The following is a 13540-nucleotide window of genomic DNA, read 5'->3' as shown; positions in this document are numbered from 1 at the left end:
TTACCCCCCCGTTCCTGCCCCCGCTCCGGGCTCCCTTCCTGACTGTGGACCTGCCATGCCCCGCCCTGCCGCCAATACCCCCGCTAATCCTTTTGAAAGCCCGTATAAAGGCGTCATGCTGTCAGAGCATGTGACCAACCCGAATATCATCGTCGGGCGGTACAGCTATTATTCCGGGTATTATCACGGGGTGCCGTTTGACGACTGCGCCCGCTATCTGATGCCAGACCGCAGCGATGTGGACCGCCTGATAATCGGCAGCTTCTGTTCCATCGGGTCGGGGGTTGCCTTCATCATGGCCGGAAATCAGGGGCACCGGGCCGACTGGATCTCCACCTACCCCTTCCACTTCGCGCCGGAAGCCCCCGGACATGCCGAAGCCCCCAGCGGCTATTGCCCCGCCGGGGATACGGTGGTCGGCAGTGATGTCTGGATCGGGACGGAGGCAATGATTCTGCCCGGCGTCACCATCGGTCACGGGGCAATCATCGGCAGCCGGGCCCTCGTCAGCCGGGATGTGCCGCCGTATCATATCATCGGCGGCAATCCGGCCCGGATCATCCGGCCCCGCTTTGCGGAGGAAGACATCGCCCGCCTGCTGGAAATGGCATGGTGGGACTGGCCGGACGACCGGATCGCGCAGGCGGTGCCGCTGCTGTCTTCCGGCGATATCAGCGGTCTGTACCGCTTCTGGGAACAGCAGGTCCGCCCCGGATGACCGGGACGGACCTGTCTTCAGCCGTCAGGCCGCCGCGCCGTTGACCGACTGGGCCCGCAGGCCCAGCGCGTTGAACAGGCAATGCCCGTTGACGAACGTGGCCTGCACCCGCGGGCAGTCGGGCAGACTGTCATCCACCACCGTCAGGTCAGCCCGCAGGCCGGGGGCAATCCGGCCCCGGTCGGTCAGCCCGGCGGCATCGGCGGCGTTCCATGACACCAGCCCCCAGGCATCCGGCAGATAGCACACGCCATCCTGCGCCAGCCGGAATGCCGCCAGCAGCAACGCCGGATAATAGTAATCAGAGGTCAGAACCGTCCCCAGACCGGCCCCGATCGCCTCCGCCGCGTTCAGCCGCCCGCAATGGCTGCCGCCGCGCAGGATATTGGGGGCCCCCAGCACCACCGGGCTGCCCATGTCGCGTGCCGCCCGGGCGGTCGCGGCATCTATGGGAAATTCCGAGAGGGTGCAGCCAATCGCCTGCATCTGCTGCCGGAATGCCGGGGACGGGTCATCATGGCTGGCCATGGCCACCCCATGCGCCAGCGCCACCGCCGCCAGCCGCGCCTGCGACGGCTCCCACTCCGCCCGCCGTTCCAGCAGGCGGTCAATCAGGGCATAAAGCGCCGGAACCGTCAGCCCGGTCCGCGCCGCATAGGCCCCGGCCTTGCCCGGCTTTTCCAGCGCGCAGCGGATACTGTCGATATGGTCATTGAAGGCCAGCAGATCGACCTGCCCGGAGGCCAGAAGCCCGGCCAGCTCCGCCTCATCTTCCAGATTGGCGATCTCATGGCGCAGGTGCAGCCGGGTATCGCAGCCCAGATGCGGGCGCAGACGGGCCAGCTCGGCGATAAAAGTGCGGGCGGCGTCGCGGCCCCGCAACCCCGGCTCCCACGACCATGTCAGGCCGTGATACGCCGTGGTGATGCCGTTGGCAATCATCTGGCGGTCAGTTTCCAGCAGGGCCACCGCCATCGGCATATGCACATCGGGGCGGGGCATCAGCTGCCGCTCAAAGGCGTCGCCGTGCAGATCAATGATGCCGGGCAGGATCAATGCGCCGCCGACATCCAGCACCCGCGCCCCCTGCGGGGCGGCAGCACCGTCGGGCAGAATACCGTCGATGCGGCCATTGCGGACCAGCAGGCCGCCATCGCACAGAACCCCGTCACCCGACAGTATCCGACCACCAGATAAAACAAACATAGTACATATCCTTTGAACAAAAGAGAAATCATCACTTCAGTTCAAATAATGATGTATTTTTTTATTTTTTAAAAATGTACTTATTGTTGCAACATCAGCTTTCGAAAACAATCTGCACCCAGTCACTGGCCCAGCGCGACGCCCCGAAGCTGACCGGACGCCCCTGTTCATCCACATCCAGACCTTCTGTCACCAGCACCGGGCGGTTGCGCGGCTGGCGCAGATGGTCAGCATCGGCCTGCGACGGCAGGCGGGCAATCACCCGGGTGCTTTTACGGGTGTAATCCCGCACGCCGCAGCGCTGAAGCGCCTCGGTGATTGACTCACACTCCCGCAGCACATCTTCAATCCCGGGGAAGCGGACGGCGGAAAAATAGGTCTCCGAGACGTTGATCGGCCGCCCGTCGGCATAAGACACCTTGGCGCAGCAGATCACCGGGTCCCCTTCCCGCAGGCCCAGCGCCTTGGCCACCTTTTCCGATGCCCCTTCCATTTCGACGAACAGGAACTTTCCGTCGGTGCTGCGGTTCTGGCGGCGCAGATTCTCGGTAAAGCGGGTGCGTTTGGTGACCATGTAATCAATCACATGTTCATGCACAAAGATGCCGCGCCCCTGCTCCACCCGCAGCAGGCCCTTTTCCTCCATCCCTGACAGGGCCCGCCGCACGGTGTGACGGTTGACGTCAAAGCGCTCCGCCAGCTGGAACTCGGTCGGCAGCTTTTCCCCCGGCGGCCAGATGCCCTGTGCGATTTCCGCCTCCAGCACCTGCTGGATCTGCTTCCACAGGGCGACTCCGTTTTCACGGCTGAGATCGACACCTGCCGGGGATGTCGGGGCGGACAGATCAGACGGATTCATTCCATCCTCCTGAAATCACGGGAAAAACGCAGTGCAACGAAACGGTCACGCAAAGGTGCTTGTCCGGCTGCACGACTGCCAATATAAAAAGATTAGTTTAGATGTCTAGACAAATTTTCGCGGTTGTCGCCCACCTTAGACAAATCCGCGATCTGTCGGGGCCTCTCAGGTGTTCCGTCCCTTTTTTCCTGTCGTCCCTTTTTCCTGTCGCCCCTCCCTTTCCCGTCGTCATGGAGTTCCCATGTCCGCCGCTCCTTCCCCTCTCACTGCCGGTCAGCAGGCGCGTCAGCGCTGGATCGGCATTCTGGCCGAAATCCCGCTGCCGGAGCTGGAGGCCGCCGCCGCCGCCCTGCCCCAGCAGCCCGGCTATACCTTTCTGCGTGCCCCGGAAATCGGATCGGCGCTGATCCGTGCCCGCTCCGGCGGCACCGGCAGCCGGTTCAATCTGGGGGAAATGACCCTGACCCGCTGCGCCGTGCGCCTTGACAGCGGCCTGACCGGTTTTTCGTGGGTGGCCGGACGCGACCGCCGCCACGCCGAGCTGGCTGCCGTGTTCGACGCCCTGATGCAGGACCCCGCCCTGTCCGACAGCCTTGACCGCACCCTGATCACCCCGGCGGAACAGCGGCGCGATGCCGCCCGCCACAGCATGGCCGCCAAAGCGGCGGCGACGCGGGTGGACTTCTTTACTCTGGTGCGGGGAGAAAACGAATGACCCTGTCCGCTGCCACTCTCACCCCCGGTTTCGCCGATGCGGTGCATGATGCGCAGGCGGTGTTCCGCTGCGCCCTGACCGCCCTCAGCCGCCCCGGCCAGTGGGCCGCCGTGCCGCACCTGCCCCCGGCCCCGGCCCCGCTGTCGCCCGCCGCCGCCGCGATGATCCTGACGCTGGCTGATATGGATACCCCGCTGTGGCTGGACCCGGTGCTGTCCACCCCGGATGTCAGCGGCTGGGTCCGCTTCCATACCGGCGCGCCGCTGGTGTCGCTGCCGGAACAGGCTGCCTTTGCGGTGATTGCCGACTGTGCCGCCCTGACGGCGCTGGACCGCTTCAGCCTTGGCACCGCCGAGGCCCCGGATCTGGCCGCCACCCTGATCGTGCAGCTGCCACCGCAGGAGGCTGACGCCGATGCCCGCATCCTGACCGGGCCGGGCATCAACGGCAGTGTCAGCCTGAGTGTCTCCGGCCTGCCGGACGCGTTCTGGGCCGACCGGGACGCCTTCGCCCCGCTGTTTCCGCAGGGAGTGGATGTGCTGCTGACCACACCCGGCGCGGTGTGCGGCCTGCCGCGCACCACCCGCGCCACCCTGTCCGCCGCCGGTTAAGGAGAGACGCCATGTATGTAGCTGTCAAAGGCGGCGAAAAGGCCATCGACACCGCCCACCAGCTTCTGGCGGAACAGCGGCGCGGCGACACCGCCGTGGCCGAACTGACGCTGGACCAGATCAAAAACCAGATGACGCTGGCGGTTGACCGCGTGATGACCGAAGGGTCGCTGTACGACCGCGATCTGGCGGCGCTGGCGATCAAGCAGGCGCGCGGCGACCTGATGGAAGCGATCTTCCTGCTGCGCGCCTACCGCACCACCCTGCCGCGTCTGGCGACGACCGAGCCGCTGGAAACCGACGCCCTGCGGATCATCCGGCGCATTTCCGCCACCTTCAAGGATCTGCCCGGCGGGCAGGTGCTGGGCCCGACCTTCGATTACACCCACCGCTTGCTGGATTTCGCGCTGGCCGCTGACGGCGAAGCCCCGGTACCGGTGCCCGCCGATGCCGCCCCGCTGGAGCCCTGCCCGCGCGTCACCGCCCTGCTGAACGCCGAAGGCCTGATCGAGCCGGATCTGGCCGCCGACGATGCCGAGCCCGGCGATATCACCCGCGAGCCGCCGCTGTACCCGGCGGACCGGGCAGTCCGCCTGCAGACACTGGCCCGTGCCGATGAAGGCTGGCTGCTGGCGCTGGGCTATTCCACCCAGCGCGGCTATGCCAAAAGCCACCCCTTCGCCGGGGAAATCCGCATCGGCAGCGTCGATGTCGAGATCATCCCGGAAGAGCTGGGCTTCCCGGTCTGCATCGGCAGCATCGAGGTCGCCGAGTGCGAGATGATCAACCAGTTTAAGGGCTCAAAGACCACACCGCCGCAGTTTACCCGGGGCTACGGCCTGACCTTCGGCCACGGCGAGCGCAAGGCGATGTCAATGGCGCTGGTTGACCGTGCCCTGCGTGCGCGGGAGCTGGGCGAAGACATCACCGCCCCGGCGCAGGATGAGGAATTCGTCCTCAGCCACGGCGACACCGTCGAATCCTCCGGCTTCACCCAGCACCTGAAGCTGCCGCACTACGTGGATTTCCAGTCAGAACTGGTCGCGGTGCGCGCCCTGCGGGCCGAATACGACGCCCGCCGCCGCGCCCGGTCCGGTGAACAGGGAGAACTGTGATGACTGACACCGGCTACAACTACGCCTACCTCGACGAACAGACCAAGCGGATGATCCGCCGTGCCATCCTGAAGGCGGTGGCGGTCCCCGGTTATCAGGTGCCGTTCGCCGGGCGCGAAATGCCGCTGCCCTATGGCTGGGGCACCGGTGGCATTCAGGTCACCGCCGCCATCATCGGGCAGGACGACACCCTGAAGGTGATTGATCAGGGGGCCGATGACACCACCAACGCCGTCTCGATCCGCCGCTTTTTCGCCCGCACCGCCGCCGTGAAAACCACCGAAAAGACGGTTGAGGCCACGGTGATCCAGACCCGCCACCGCATCCCGGAAACGCCGCTGACCGAAAACCAGATCATGGTCTATCAGGTGCCGATCCCCGAGCCGCTGCGCTGGATGGAACCGCGCGAGACCGAAACCCGCAAGATGCATGCCCTGCAGGAATACGGGGTGATGCACGTCAAGCTGTACGAGGATATCGCCCGCTTCGGCCATATCGCCACCACCTATGACTACCCGGTGATGGTCAATGACCGCTATCTGATGGCGCCGTCGCCGATCCCCAAATTTGACAACCCGAAACTGAACAACAGCCCGGCGCTGCAGCTGTTCGGGGCCGGGCGGGAAAAGCGCATTTACGCCGTGCCGCCCTATACCCCGGTCAAAAGCCTCGACTTCACCGATCACCCGTTCGAGGTGCAGCGGTGGGATGACTGCTGCGCCCTGTGCGGGGCCACCGACAGCTTCCTTGATGAAGTCATCACCGACGATAAGGGCGGGCGGATGTACGTCTGCTCTGACAGCGATTACTGCGGCGACCGCCGCGCCGCCGGGCATGTCGGCCCGCAGGGTGTCGATGCCGACGCCTATCAGCGCGCCACCGCAGCCGAATAAGGACCATGACCATGACCATGATCCCGCAAACGCCCCTTCTGCGGGTTGAAGGGCTGACCCATTATTACGGCAGCCGCCTTGGCTGCCGCGATGTGTCGTTTGATCTGTACCCCGGCGAAGTGCTGGGCATCGTCGGGGAGTCCGGCTCCGGGAAATCAACCCTGCTGTCGTGCCTGTCAGCCCGGCAGGACCCCAGCAGTGGCCGGGTGCTGTACCAGAGCCGCCACGACGGCGAGATCGACCTCTACCGCGTGTCTGAACCGCGCCGCCGCCTGCTGATGCGCACCGAATGGGGCATCGTCCACCAGAACCCCCGCGACGGCCTGCGGATGACCGTATCCGCCGGGGCCAACATCGGCGAACGGCTGATGGCGGTCGGGGCGCGCCATTACGGCGATATCCGCGATCAGGCCATTGACTGGCTGGGCCGGGTGGAAATCAGCGATGACCGCACCGACGACCTGCCGCGCACCTTCTCCGGCGGGATGCAGCAGCGGTTGCAGATCGCCCGCAATCTGGTGACCCAGCCGCGCCTGATCTTCATGGATGAACCGACCGGCGGCCTTGATGTTTCCGTGCAGGCCCGCCTGCTGGATCTGCTGCGCGGGCTGGTCAGCAGCCTTGGCCTGTCGGTGATCATCGTCACCCACGATCTGGCCGTTGCCCGCCTGCTGGCGCACCGCCTGATGGTGATGAAGGAAGGACAGGTGGTGGAAACCGGCCTGACCGATCAGGTGCTGGATGACCCGCACCACCCCTATACCCAGCTTCTGGTGTCCTCGGTGCTGCAGGTGTGATGATGACCAACCAAACCAACGCCCCCCGCCCCGCCGTTTCGGTCCGCGATCTGGAAAAAACCTTCGTCCTGCATACGCAGGGCGGGGCCCGCCTGCCGGTGTTCGCCGGGCTGACGCTGGATGTGTTCCCCGGCGAATGCGTCGCCCTGCATGGCCCGTCCGGGGCGGGAAAATCCACCCTGCTGCGGTCGCTGTATGCCAATTATAAGCCCGGATCCGGGCAAGTGCTGGTCCGCCACGGCGACAGCACCGTCGATATGGTCAGTGCCACCCCGCACCAGATTCTGGCGGTGCGTCGCCACACCATGGGCTATGTCTCGCAGTTTCTGCGCGTCATCCCGCGTGTCAGCACGCTGGATATCGTCGCCGAGCCGCTGATCACCCTCGGCACCGCGCCGGAGGAGGCCCGCGCCCGCGCCCGCGCCCTGCTGACCCGCCTGCGCATTGCCGAACGGCTGTGGTCCCTCGCCCCGGCCACCTTCTCCGGCGGGGAACAGCAGCGCGTCAACATCGCCCGGGGCTTCAGCGTGCCCTATCCGGTGCTGCTGCTTGACGAACCGACCGCCAGCCTTGACGCTGCCAACCGCGCCACGGTGCTGGAGCTGATCACGGAAGCCAAGCAGCGCGGGGCCGCCGTGATCGGTATTTTCCACGATGCCGACGCCCGCGCCGCCGTTGCCGACCGGCTGTTTGATGTCCTCCCCGTTCCCTCTCAGGCTGCTTAAGAGACCCCCGATCATGAGCGCAGAACTGATCCTGACCAATGCCCGCGTCGTCACCCGCGCCGCTGACTTCACCGGCACCGTCGTCGTCCGCGACGGGCTGATCGCTGAGGTCGCCGATACCCCCAGCGCCGCCCCCGGCGCGGTTGATCTGGGCGGCGACCTGCTGCTGCCCGGCCTGATCGAAATGCACACCGACAACATGGAAAAGCATTTCGAGCCCCGCCCCGGCGTGCTGTGGCCCAACGCACTGGCCGCCGCCGCCGCCCACGACACTCAGGTGATCGGCGCGGGCATCACCACCGTTTACGATGCCGTCTCGGTCGGGGAATACCGGGGCCGGGGTATGCGCCGCGAAATCCTCAACCAGTCCCTCGCCGCCGTTCAGCATGCCCAGACCAACGGCATGCTGCGGGCCAATCACCTGTTCCATCTGCGCTGCGAGGTCTCCGACCCCTGCGTGGTCGAGCTGTTCGAGCCCTTTGTCGATCACCCGCTGACCAAACTGGTGTCGGTCATGGACCACACCCCCGGTCAGCGCCAGTGGAGCGATATTTCTAAATTCGTCCAGTACTACAAAGGCGAAAGCTGGACCCCGGAGCAGCTGGAAGGCATCCTCGCCCAATGCCGCGAGGATCAGGAAAAGTATTCCAACAAGCACCGCCGCGAAATCGTCGCCCTGTCCCGCCAGCGGAACCTGCCGCTGGCCAGCCACGACGACGCCACCGAAGCCCACGTTCTGGAATCCCTTGCCGACGGCTGCGTGATCTCGGAATTCCCGATCACCTTCGAAGCGGCTGAAATGGCCCGCCGCCATGGGCAGGGCACCATCATGGGCGGCCCCAACGTCGTGCGCGGCGGCTCCCACTCCGGCAACATCTCCGCCCTTGATCTGGCCAGACGCGGCCTGCTGAACGGCCTGTCGTCGGATTACGTGCCCTATTCCCTGCTGCAGTCCGTCATTCTGCTGACCGAAAAAGCCGATATGGCCCTGCACGACGCCGTCGCCTGCGTTTCCGCCAACATCGCCGCCATGGTCGGCCTGACCGACCGCGGCAGCATCACCCCCGGTCTGCGCGCTGATCTCGTGCGCGTCACCGTGCAGGATAACACCCCCCTCGTCCGCCGCGTCTGGCGCGATGGGGCGGTGGTGTATTAAGGGAAGAATACAGAGAATGGGGCTTGGTGGGGCTTTGCCCAGGCTGAAAAAGCGGGGCGTTGCCCAGGCTAAAAAAAGCGGGGCGTTGCCCCGTGGCCCCAGAAGGAGGCGCGGCCTCCTTCACCTCTGTTTTTCATCCAGCCTGACCGGAGATCATTGTTTCCGGTCAGGCCCCTTTTCTGCTCTGCGGGCTTAGCCCGCACCAAAAACAGCGTTTTTCCTTCCCTAAAACGGGATCAAAGGGCCTGACGGCCCTTTGCGGGGTCACGGGGCAGCGCCCCGTTCTCTTTCTCTCTCAGGACACATCCCATCATGACTGCCCGCTACGCCCTCTACTACGCTCCTCCGGCCGGGTCTGATCTGGAACGGACGGCGGCCCGCTGGCTGGGGCGGGGAGTGGACGGCACACCGCACGACCAGCCGGAACTGGCCGGACTGTCGGCGGAAGAGATCCGGGCCCTGACGGCAGCGCCGCGCTTTTATGGCTTCCATGCCACGCTGAAGGCCCCGTTTGAACTGGCAGACGGCAGCGATGAGGACGGATTGCTGAAGGCGGCGGGCACTCTGATGGCCGGTCAGGCCGCGTTTGATCTGCCACCGCTGGCGGTGACCCGGCTGGGCGGATTTCTGGCGCTGATCCCGCAGCAGCCCTCGGCGGCGCTTCAGGCCTTTGCCGGGCGCTGCGTGACAGAACTCGACCGCTTCCGCCGCCCGGAAACCCCGGAACAGCAGGCCAGCCGCCGCGCCAAGGGTCTGACCCCGGCAGAGGACGCCCACCTGACCCGCTGGGGCTACCCCTACGTATTGGACACCTTCCGCTTTCACATGACCCTGACCGGCCCCCTGAGCGGTCTCCTAAACGGTCAGGGCGACCGGACCGCCGCGCTGACGCGGGATCTGGCCGCCCTGTTTTCTGGCTGCGGGCTGGAACGGCTGCGGCTGACCGAGGTTGCCATCTACCGCCAGCCCGACCGCGACCAGCCGTTTACGCTGTGGCGCCGTATGCCCGCAGGCGGATAAGCGCCTCGTCAATCTCCGCATCGGTCTTGGCGAAGCAGAAACGGATGAAGCTGCGCGGCGTCTCCACCCCCGGCCGGTCAAGGTAGAACGGCGACAGCGGCACCGCCGTCACCTTGGCCCCAGTGGTCAGACGGCGGCAGTAATCGGCATCGCCTTCATCGCCCAGCGCCGAGAAGTCCACCGTCAGGAAGTAGGTGCCCTGCGCCGTCAACGGGCGGTAGCCCAGCTCCGCCAGCCCGGCGGACAGCCGGTCACGGCGGGCCTGAAGCTGCCCGGCCAGACCACGCACATAGTCATCCCGGTGTTCCAGCCCCCAGGCCACCGCCGCCTGTAACGCGGTGGGGGTGGTGAAGGTCATATACTGGTGGGTGCGGGCAATCGGCTGCATCAGGGCCGGGGCGGCAACGATGTACCCCACCTTCCAGCTGGTCAGCGAGAACACCTTGCCGAACGAGCCGATGCGGATGCAGCGGTCACGCATGCCCGGCAGGGTCATCATCGGCACATGGTCCTGACCGTCGAACACCAGATGTTCATACACCTCGTCGCACAGGGCATAGGCGTCATGCCGCTGCACCAGCCCGGCGACATAGGCCAGATCATCGCGGCTGAACACCTTGGCGCAGGGGTTCATCGGGGTGTTCAGCAGCACCAGCTTGGTCTTGTCCGAGAAGGCGGCGGCCAGCTCGGCACGCGGCAGGGCCCAGTCCGGCGGCGACAGGCGCACCGGCACCGGCACGCCCCCGGCGCGGCGGATAATCGGCACATAGCTGTCGTACAGCGGCTCGAACACGATCACCTCGTCGCCCGGCTCGATCAGCCCGAACAGGCAGTCCGCCAGCGCTTCGGTCGCCCCGGAGACGACCAGCACCTCCGACTGCCAGTCAACATCCAGCCCCCAGAAGGTCTTTTCGTGGGCGGCAATTGCCTGCCGCAGCGCCGGGATGCCCAGCATTGACGGATACTGGTGCGGGCCATCGGTCACTGCACGGGCGGCGGCGGCGATGATATCCGCCGGTTCCAGCCCGGCGGGAAAGCCCTGCCCGAGATTAACCGCGCCATGCTCTGCCGCCAGCCGCGACATCACCTCAAAAATCGTGGTTCCGTAGGAGGAAAGAATGCTGTTGGCCGCTTTCGCCATGGGGGTCTCCTGTCCGACTCCGGTCGCTATGGGGGTCCGTGTCTTCCCCATAGCACAAGACTTAGGCATCTGCATCCCTTCCGCCACACCGGCATGCGCCCAAAAAACAGGCATCATTGCTTTTTATTTGAGCAGATTCCCGCACCCAACACGCCCAAAGTTGCGGCACTGCATGAATTTTTCGTGTGTTTTCAATACCGTTGGAGAGTTGGCACGCAACGTGATATGTAAAATGCGCAAACCAGTTCACCGCACCGGCCTAGCACGCCGGGGCGCCTGACCAAGGGAAGAGACGACCGGCGCATGAAGAAGATCGAAGCCATCATCAAGCCGTTCAAGCTGGACGAAGTGAAGGAAGCCCTTCACGAAATCGGCCTGCAGGGCCTGACCGTGACCGAAGCCAAGGGCTTTGGCCGCCAGAAGGGGCATACCGAGCTGTATCGCGGTGCCGAATACGTCGTCGATTTTCTGCCGAAAGTGAAGATCGAGCTGGTCATTCAGGACGCCCTGGTCGAACGGGCGATCGAAGCCATCCAGTCCGCCGCCCAGACCGGGCGCATCGGGGACGGCAAGATTTTCATCTCCACCATTGAAGATGCGATCCGGATCCGCACCGGGGAACGCGGGGACGAAGCGGTCTGATCCGCGCCCCTTTCCCCGGCAGCACCTTAATGTCAGGGCTGTGACGGAGCCCACTCCGGCCACGCCTTCCGGTACCCCTACCCAAACCCAATGTTTCGCCACTGATAACGGGAAGCAGGACAATGTCCGACGTCAATACCATTCTCGAGATGATCAAGGAAAACGACGTTAAGTATGTCGATTTCCGCTTTACCGACCCGAAGGGCAAGTGGCAGCACACCGCCCAGCACGTCTCCACCGTTGATGAAGACCTGCTGACCGAAGGCATCATGTTCGACGGTTCCTCCATCCACGGCTGGAAGGAAATCAATGAATCCGACATGATCCTGATGCCGGATCTGTCCACCGCCGTTCTCGATCCGTTTGCGGCCCAGCCGCACCTGATCATCGTCTGCGACGTCGTCGATCCGGCCACCGGCCAGCTGTATGACCGCTGCCCGCGCGCGATTGCCAAGAAGGGTCTGGCCTACGCCCAGTCCGTCGGCATTGCCGATACCGCCTACTTCGGCCCGGAAGCTGAATTCTTCGTGTTCGACGACGTGCGTTACACCGTCGATATGCACAAGGTTTCCTTCGAGCTGGATTCCGAAGACGCCCCGTGGGTGACCGATAAGGAATTCGAACGCGGCAACTACGCCCACCGTCCGGGTGTCAAGGGTGGTTACTTCCCGGTTCCGCCGGTTGACAACGCCGTCGACCTGCGCGCCGAAATGTGCACCGTGATGATGGACATGGGCCTGCCCATGGAAAAGCATCACCACGAAGTGGCCGCGTCGCAGCACGAACTGGGCTTCAAGTTCGGCACCCTGATGCAGGCTGCTGACTGGATGCAGGTCTACAAGTACGTCGTGCACATGGTCGCCCACTCCTACGGCAAGACCGCGACCTTCATGCCGAAGCCGCTGGCCGGCGACAACGGCTCGGGCATGCACGTTCACCAGTCCCTGTGGAAGGACGGCAAGCCGCTGTTCGCCGGTTCGGGCTATGCCGACCTGTCGGACATGGCGCTGTACTACATCGGCGGCATCATCAAGCATGCCAAGGCCCTGAACGCCTTCACCAACCCGTCCACCAACTCCTACAAGCGCCTGATCCCGGGCTTTGAAGCCCCGGTGCTGCTGGCGTATTCCGCCCGCAACCGTTCGGCCTCCTGCCGTATTCCGCACGTCGCCAACCCGAAGGGCAAGCGCGTCGAAGTGCGGTTCCCGGATCCGACCGCCAACCCGTATCTGGCCTACACCGCCATGATGATGGCCGGTCTGGACGGCATCCAGAACAAGATCCACCCGGGCGACCCGATGGATAAGAACCTGTACGATCTGCCGCCGGAAGAACTGGCTCAGGTCCCGACCGTGTGCGGCTCGCTGCGTGAAGCGCTGGACGCCCTGAAGGCCAACCACGAGTTCCTGACCCGTGGCGACGTCTTCACCAAGGACTTCATTGACTCCTACATCGAGCTGAAGTTCCAGGAAGTCTACGCCTACGAACACACCCCGCACCCGATCGAGTACAAGATGTACTACTCTGCGTAAGCAGAATAAGGGTTCCTGCGGCTTCCATCACCCCCGACAAGGGCATGGTGGACCAGCCGGGTGGACCAGTCAAGAGAACCCCCGCCAGTGTTCTGACGGGGGTTTTTCTTTGCCCCGGATGTTTCAGCAAGGGCGCACCCCTGACAGGGCACCAAGGGGAAGACCACGGGGCGGGAAGGCTCACGCCTCCCCATTCACCCATGCCTGAAGGTCTTCGACAGCGTACAAGATCACCCGTGCAGTGGGCTTCCTGAACTTCGGGCCTCTCCCCTGAGTGGCCCAATTGGTCAGGGTCTTGGGCTGGACATACAGAAAGGCGGCTGCCTGTTCACGGTTGAGATATCGCGGCTGAACTTCCATCTGGGTCTCCAGAAAATGAAAAAGCCCGCTCACTGGCGGGCCGGAGTCGG

The 13540-nt window shown here is 64.7% G+C and carries 15 protein-coding genes; 11 read left to right on the top strand and 4 right to left on the bottom strand.

Translation table 11 applies throughout. From position 1 onward, the window contains the following. Positions 1 to 55 precede the first annotated feature (55 nt). Positions 56 to 718 carry a type B chloramphenicol O-acetyltransferase gene (gene catB / locus G365_RS0107170; RefSeq protein WP_019644832.1) on the top strand — a complete coding sequence of 221 codons (663 nt, stop codon included), beginning with the start codon at positions 56 to 58 and terminating at the stop codon, positions 716 to 718. Between the two features lie 24 nt (positions 719 to 742). On the opposite strand, the gene G365_RS0107165 is transcribed toward catB, so the two are convergent. Then, a complete protein-coding gene (locus tag G365_RS0107165; protein ID WP_019644831.1) occupies positions 743 to 1924 on the bottom strand; it encodes an alpha-D-ribose 1-methylphosphonate 5-triphosphate diphosphatase in 1182 nt (393 codons plus the stop codon). A 94-nt stretch (positions 1925 to 2018) separates the two neighbouring features. After that, complete coding sequence (gene phnF / locus G365_RS0107160) at positions 2019 to 2783, bottom strand: phosphonate metabolism transcriptional regulator PhnF (protein WP_019644830.1); 765 nt, start codon at positions 2781 to 2783, stop codon at positions 2019 to 2021. Positions 2784 to 3024: 241 nt separating this feature from the next. Between phnF and phnG the strand changes: the two genes are divergently transcribed. The 8 genes from phnG (at position 3025) to G365_RS0107120 (ending at position 9815) form a co-directional block, all read left to right on the top strand. Then, positions 3025 to 3498 (top strand): phosphonate C-P lyase system protein PhnG, encoded by a 474-nt coding sequence (gene phnG / locus G365_RS0107155; protein WP_019644829.1) that lies wholly within the window; start codon positions 3025 to 3027, stop codon positions 3496 to 3498. After that, positions 3495 to 4109: a phosphonate C-P lyase system protein PhnH gene (gene phnH, locus G365_RS0107150; RefSeq protein ID WP_019644828.1), complete on the top strand. Its 615-nt coding sequence runs from the start codon at positions 3495 to 3497 to the stop codon at positions 4107 to 4109. The genes phnG and phnH overlap by 4 nt, the downstream gene beginning before the upstream one ends. Before the next feature lie 11 nt (positions 4110 to 4120). Next, complete coding sequence (locus tag G365_RS0107145) at positions 4121 to 5224, top strand: carbon-phosphorus lyase complex subunit PhnI (protein ID WP_019644827.1); 1104 nt, start codon at positions 4121 to 4123, stop codon at positions 5222 to 5224. Continuing rightward, a complete protein-coding gene (locus G365_RS0107140) occupies positions 5224 to 6117 on the top strand; it encodes an alpha-D-ribose 1-methylphosphonate 5-phosphate C-P-lyase PhnJ (RefSeq protein WP_019644826.1) in 894 nt (297 codons plus the stop codon). Before G365_RS0107145 ends, G365_RS0107140 begins: the two co-directional genes overlap by 1 nt. Before the next feature lie 11 nt (positions 6118 to 6128). Continuing rightward, positions 6129 to 6914, top strand: a complete 786-nt coding sequence (gene phnK, locus G365_RS0107135; protein WP_019644825.1) for a phosphonate C-P lyase system protein PhnK — start codon at positions 6129 to 6131, stop codon at positions 6912 to 6914. Further along, a complete protein-coding gene (gene phnL / locus G365_RS0107130) occupies positions 6914 to 7639 on the top strand; it encodes a phosphonate C-P lyase system protein PhnL (RefSeq protein WP_019644824.1) in 726 nt (241 codons plus the stop codon). The genes phnK and phnL overlap by 1 nt, the downstream gene beginning before the upstream one ends. 13 nt (positions 7640 to 7652) lie before the next feature. Then, a complete protein-coding gene (locus G365_RS0107125; protein ID WP_019644823.1) occupies positions 7653 to 8795 on the top strand; it encodes an alpha-D-ribose 1-methylphosphonate 5-triphosphate diphosphatase in 1143 nt (380 codons plus the stop codon). A 312-nt stretch (positions 8796 to 9107) separates the two neighbouring features. Beyond that, the gene (locus tag G365_RS0107120) at positions 9108 to 9815 is read left to right on the top strand and encodes a DUF1045 domain-containing protein (RefSeq protein WP_019644822.1); all 708 of its coding nucleotides are present in this window, start codon (positions 9108 to 9110) and stop codon (positions 9813 to 9815) included. On the opposite strand, the gene G365_RS0107115 is transcribed toward G365_RS0107120, so the two are convergent. Next, positions 9781 to 10956, bottom strand: coding sequence for an aminotransferase (locus tag G365_RS0107115; RefSeq protein WP_019644821.1), 1176 nt, complete (start codon positions 10954 to 10956; stop codon positions 9781 to 9783). The two genes, G365_RS0107120 and G365_RS0107115, sit on opposite strands and share 35 nt — an antisense overlap. A 303-nt stretch (positions 10957 to 11259) precedes the next feature. Here G365_RS0107115 and G365_RS0107110 point away from each other — a divergent pair, with 303 nt between their 5' ends. Next, the gene (locus tag G365_RS0107110; protein WP_019644820.1) at positions 11260 to 11598 is read left to right on the top strand and encodes a P-II family nitrogen regulator; all 339 of its coding nucleotides are present in this window, start codon (positions 11260 to 11262) and stop codon (positions 11596 to 11598) included. A 122-nt stretch (positions 11599 to 11720) separates the two neighbouring features. Next, on the top strand, positions 11721 to 13130 hold the full coding sequence (gene glnA / locus G365_RS0107105; RefSeq protein WP_019644819.1) for a type I glutamate--ammonia ligase: 1410 nt from the start codon (positions 11721 to 11723) through the stop codon (positions 13128 to 13130). Positions 13131 to 13310: 180 nt separating this feature from the next. Here glnA and G365_RS24560 read toward each other — a convergent pair whose 3' ends face one another. Continuing rightward, positions 13311 to 13490 (bottom strand): helix-turn-helix transcriptional regulator, encoded by a 180-nt coding sequence (locus G365_RS24560; protein ID WP_019644818.1) that lies wholly within the window; start codon positions 13488 to 13490, stop codon positions 13311 to 13313. Between the last annotated feature and the right edge of the window lie 50 nt (positions 13491 to 13540).

The organism is Novispirillum itersonii subsp. itersonii ATCC 12639 (assembly GCF_000381985.1).
GTDB classification, from domain to species: domain Bacteria; phylum Pseudomonadota; class Alphaproteobacteria; order Rhodospirillales; family Rhodospirillaceae; genus Novispirillum; species Novispirillum itersonii.
Note: the sequence above shows the minus strand (reverse complement) of the source record. Positions and strands in the feature narration are given on the sequence as shown.

Coding starts and splice junctions, on each gene's coding strand:
- catB (WP_019644832.1), top strand. CDS start 56: ATGCCCCGCCCTGCCGCCAATACCCCCGCTAATCCTTTTGAAAGCCCG.
- G365_RS0107165 (WP_019644831.1), bottom strand. CDS start 1,924: ATGTTTGTTTTATCTGGTGGTCGGATACTGTCGGGTGACGGGGTTCTG.
- phnF (WP_019644830.1), bottom strand. CDS start 2,783: ATGAATCCGTCTGATCTGTCCGCCCCGACATCCCCGGCAGGTGTCGAT.
- phnG (WP_019644829.1), top strand. CDS start 3,025: ATGTCCGCCGCTCCTTCCCCTCTCACTGCCGGTCAGCAGGCGCGTCAG.
- phnH (WP_019644828.1), top strand. CDS start 3,495: ATGACCCTGTCCGCTGCCACTCTCACCCCCGGTTTCGCCGATGCGGTG.
- G365_RS0107145 (WP_019644827.1), top strand. CDS start 4,121: ATGTATGTAGCTGTCAAAGGCGGCGAAAAGGCCATCGACACCGCCCAC.
- G365_RS0107140 (WP_019644826.1), top strand. CDS start 5,224: ATGACTGACACCGGCTACAACTACGCCTACCTCGACGAACAGACCAAG.
- phnK (WP_019644825.1), top strand. CDS start 6,129: ATGACCATGATCCCGCAAACGCCCCTTCTGCGGGTTGAAGGGCTGACC.
- phnL (WP_019644824.1), top strand. CDS start 6,914: ATGATGACCAACCAAACCAACGCCCCCCGCCCCGCCGTTTCGGTCCGC.
- G365_RS0107125 (WP_019644823.1), top strand. CDS start 7,653: ATGAGCGCAGAACTGATCCTGACCAATGCCCGCGTCGTCACCCGCGCC.
- G365_RS0107120 (WP_019644822.1), top strand. CDS start 9,108: ATGACTGCCCGCTACGCCCTCTACTACGCTCCTCCGGCCGGGTCTGAT.
- G365_RS0107115 (WP_019644821.1), bottom strand. CDS start 10,956: ATGGCGAAAGCGGCCAACAGCATTCTTTCCTCCTACGGAACCACGATT.
- G365_RS0107110 (WP_019644820.1), top strand. CDS start 11,260: ATGAAGAAGATCGAAGCCATCATCAAGCCGTTCAAGCTGGACGAAGTG.
- glnA (WP_019644819.1), top strand. CDS start 11,721: ATGTCCGACGTCAATACCATTCTCGAGATGATCAAGGAAAACGACGTT.
- G365_RS24560 (WP_019644818.1), bottom strand. CDS start 13,490: ATGGAAGTTCAGCCGCGATATCTCAACCGTGAACAGGCAGCCGCCTTT.